Genomic DNA, 3,664 nt, shown 5'->3' on the forward strand with positions numbered 1-3,664 from the left:
AATAACATACGATTGCCGATTTTAATACAATTGTCCGAAGCATTCTTGAAGCCCATTGCTAAGGAAAATTCAAAAGCAATTACCTCAGCAGATTCACCTTTAGACGGGGTGGAAGAGCTTCCCTGTTTGTAAATACTTCCATCCTTATTTTTTAAAAGCCATGAAAATGGCTTTTCTTGGCTAAGACCAGTAATGCAAACAAGATTATTACCTTGAATAGCAATTTTAGGACTAAAGTAAGCGGTTAATGTGTTACCATTGCCAGTTGTAATGGGCAGACAAGGTGTATCCATCATAGAACCACAAACTGAAGCATCTGACCATTGAGAGAAGGTGTAACCTTGTTTTGGTATAGCAGTTAGGATACGCATAGTATTTGCTGTAAAACCAGAAACACTACATTGCTCACCAACAACGTTGTCATCACCATTTCCACAATAAACAGTGGTAGAACCAATATACCCACTAATAATTCCATCAGTTGGAGGTATAATTTCCAAATAAGTTAGCGTTTCTTGAGGGCTTATAGCTGTAATATACCAATTTTTTCAGAGTCGTATAATAATACTTTTCAAATAGGAGAGAATAATGAACAAAAGATATGAAGATTTAGAAGAATTAATGTCAACAGGTGAAGCGAGAGAAGTGAAGCGAGCGATGGCAGTAAGAATGTCTTTGCTTGGTTTTGTGCGTGCGGAAGCGGCTTTAGCGTGTTGTGTCAGTGTGCAATTTGTGGATAAATGGAAAGCCATTTATTTAGCGTCAGGGGTTGAAGGATTAAAGTTAGCGTATAAAGGCTCACCAGGGTATTTAAAGCCGCGTGAACGAGAAGATGTGATTAATTGGATACAAGAAAAGAAGACAATAACAATAGAGGAACTAAAGAGATACTTAAAAGAGGAGTATGATGTTTTCTATTCTTCAAATACTTCTTATACTAAATTATTAGAAGAAGCGAATTTAAGTTATAAGAAGACACACAAAGAGAATTCGGCAAAAGATGAGGTAAAAGTGGAAGCTAAAAAAAAAGAGATTAAGGATTTAATAGATAAGGAGCGTGAACAGATAGAAAGTGGAGAGGTAATGTACTGGATGCAAGACGAAAGCCATCAGTTGTGGGGAGATATTTGTGGTTATGTTTGGTCGAAAAAAGGAGAAAGAACGTCAATAAAGATGAGTAATTATCGCACTTCTCAAACGTGGTATGGAGCGGTGAATATTTATACGGGAGAATTTATTTTAGATAGGGCAAAGAAAGCTGATACAAAATATACGATAGACTTTATTAACTGGCTCATTTACAGATATAAAGAAGCCCGTCATGTGATTATTTGGGATGGTGCAAGTTATCATCGTTCTGAAGGTTTAAGAACTTATTTAGAGAAATTAAATGGGGGACTTCCAGAATCAGAATGGAAAGTTCGTTTATTAAGATTTGCGCCCAATGCCCCAGAGCAAAATCCAGTCGAGGATATTTGGCTTCAAGGTAAGAATTGGGTCAGAAAGAATTTTCATCGTCTATCAAGCTTTAAAGAAGTCACTAGTATGTTTGAGACCTTTTTGTCAGGTAAAGTGTTTAAGTTTAATAAAATTAAACAGTATCTTATACCTAATATCTAGCTAGATATTAGAACTTAATTTGTTTTTATATCTCACATAATTTTGGTATAGCATAGATTTATTTGTTTCCGTATAATATGATATATAGTGTGTTATGCTGATAATGTAACCTTGTTTTTTGGCTTTTTGCTGTTGCTTAGGGGCGTTTGTTAGGATAACATGGAATACTATATAAAAACAGCTTAGTTACTAATTGGGCGGACGCAGCTGCGCCGCTCAATAATGGAAATTTAATCCGATTCCGTTTCACTACGCGGCTGATTTCGATTGTTATGAGGAATGGAAAAATGAGTTTTCAAGACTTACAAAATCAACTCCAAGAAATTTTTCGACAAAATAATTTCACTCAAAATGCTAGAAATAGAAACCTTCATGTATCACGGGTTGAGATTGATACTTGTCGTGACGGAACAACTATTTCAATTTCATTCCCTGGATATAAAGCTGTACAAGGCAATGGAACTACTTATGACTACCGTGTAGATATAAATAAAAATAACACAACAGTAGCGTTATCACATACAAATATTATTACTGATATTTTTAATAAAATTACATATGGAGGGATGTCAGCAACTAACTTGAGGGATGTTTTGATTAACTTAGCGATAGATGGCAACATAAACCTACAAAATATTGAGGTTTTTCTGCAATACAACCCAATAGTACCATCAGAACAATTGATAACAAGAGTTAAAAAAGCTCATGGAGAAAAAACTTACAATTCTGACGGAAATTCTTTCGACTTAACACTGGAAGAATTACTAAAATCTATAAAATGGATAGTGCTACAAGAAGATATAAACTATCCAATTTCACAGAATAAACAGGGGCGAAAAATGCCATTTTCAAGATACTTAGAATCTATTTTTATAACTCAGACAACTCCCATAATTTGGAAGAAGTAATTAGTAGAACATTAGAACATTCAATCCCAAAAGATTGGGTTGAAATGGACTACTCTTTTAAGAAGAGTATAAAATAACATTTAGGTTTTATCATAACTTGTCGCTCAAAGCTGACCCGTTGCTGTTGGTTTTTTTTAGTTTGTTTTATGCCTTGCGGCGGTAACGGTCGGCTTAGTTCGGGCGTTGGGCGGACGCGGCTGCACCTCCCAACAATAGAAATCCAATCCGACTCTACTGCACTACATGGGTAAACTCCTTGTTATACTGTAAAACCATCATTTGAATAAAGAGTGCAGTATGCAATATGATTTTGAATGGGATTCTCAAAAAGCCAAAAGCAACTTTACCAAGCATTGTGTAAGCTTTGAACGTGCAATAACAGTTTTTCGTGATCCCAGCGCAATTTCAATACCTGATGAGGAACATAGCGAAACTGAGGAAAGATGGGTTACTCTCGGCTTGGATAGTTCTGGCAGCGTACTTTTAGTTTGCCATACATTTAAAATGGAAAGTATTGCCCTGTGTAAAATCAGAGTAATTTCAGCAAGAAAGGCTGAAAAATCAGAAATTATGCAATATAACGAGTGAAATCTATGAAAAAAGAATATGATTTTTCAAAAGGGATTAGAGGCAAATTTTATAGCCCTGATGCCCGTTTCAATCTGCCAATTTATCTTGAGCCTGAAATAGCCGAATTCATCGCATCACTAAAAAATATGGATACTAGCCAGATGGTTAATGATTTACTAAAAAAAGACAAAGAAATTATTGAGTATGCAAACCATCTGCAAAAACTATAACTTGTCGATCAAAGCCGACCCAGCCAAGTAGGGTATAAATGCTGGGTAGTCCTAGCCAAGTAGTGATATGAATAAAATTATCCCAAATCTAACGATTCGTTGTAATGGTGAATAAAGTGCCAAATTGTTCCGATGTAATTTTCTAATTTTTTAGAGAAAGATAGCGTTTCTCTGACCAGACGAGAAATACGCTGCCTCAGAGTGCAATTAAGACGCTCAACAAGGTTGGTTAAACCTGTTTGTTTGCCAACAGCATGATGGCGTTTACTAGGAAAAACAGATTGATAGGACTGCCAAAAATCAGTATACGAAACAGCACACTGCCGATACACTGGC

6 protein-coding genes are annotated in these 3,664 nt (G+C 35.8%); 4 read left to right on the forward strand and 2 right to left on the reverse strand.

Translation table 11 applies throughout. The features are described 5' to 3' along the window. Window positions 1-500: InlB B-repeat-containing protein (locus tag TPSD3_RS12610; protein WP_140048557.1), on the reverse strand; the 500-nt coding region annotated here is incomplete at its 3' end. An 88-nt stretch (window positions 501-588) separates the two neighbouring features. Between TPSD3_RS12610 and TPSD3_RS12615 the strand changes: the two genes are divergently transcribed. The 4 genes from TPSD3_RS12615 to TPSD3_RS12630 all read left to right on the forward strand — a co-directional run bounded on the left by TPSD3_RS12615 (window position 589) and on the right by TPSD3_RS12630 (window position 3,328). Further along, on the forward strand, window positions 589-1,620 hold the full coding sequence (locus TPSD3_RS12615) for an IS630 family transposase (RefSeq protein ID WP_086486662.1): 1,032 nt from the start codon (window positions 589-591) through the stop codon (window positions 1,618-1,620). A gap of 287 nt (window positions 1,621-1,907) precedes the next feature. Then, a complete protein-coding gene (locus TPSD3_RS12620) occupies window positions 1,908-2,528 on the forward strand; it encodes a hypothetical protein (RefSeq protein WP_086488891.1) in 621 nt (206 codons plus the stop codon). A 297-nt stretch (window positions 2,529-2,825) separates the two neighbouring features. Further along, complete coding sequence (locus TPSD3_RS12625; protein ID WP_086487521.1) at window positions 2,826-3,116, forward strand: BrnT family toxin; 291 nt, start codon at window positions 2,826-2,828, stop codon at window positions 3,114-3,116. Window positions 3,117-3,121: 5 nt separating this feature from the next. After that, entirely contained in the window at window positions 3,122-3,328 is a 207-nt protein-coding gene (locus tag TPSD3_RS12630; RefSeq protein ID WP_086488892.1) for a hypothetical protein, read from the forward strand. Between the two features lie 77 nt (window positions 3,329-3,405). Here the strand turns inward: TPSD3_RS12630 and TPSD3_RS12635 are convergent. Continuing rightward, on the reverse strand, window positions 3,406-3,664 hold a 259-nt coding region (locus TPSD3_RS12635; RefSeq protein ID WP_280938422.1), incomplete at its 5' end, for an IS1 family transposase.

This window comes from Thioflexithrix psekupsensis, assembly GCF_002149925.1.
Classification (GTDB): domain Bacteria; phylum Pseudomonadota; class Gammaproteobacteria; order Beggiatoales; family Beggiatoaceae; genus Thioflexithrix; species Thioflexithrix psekupsensis.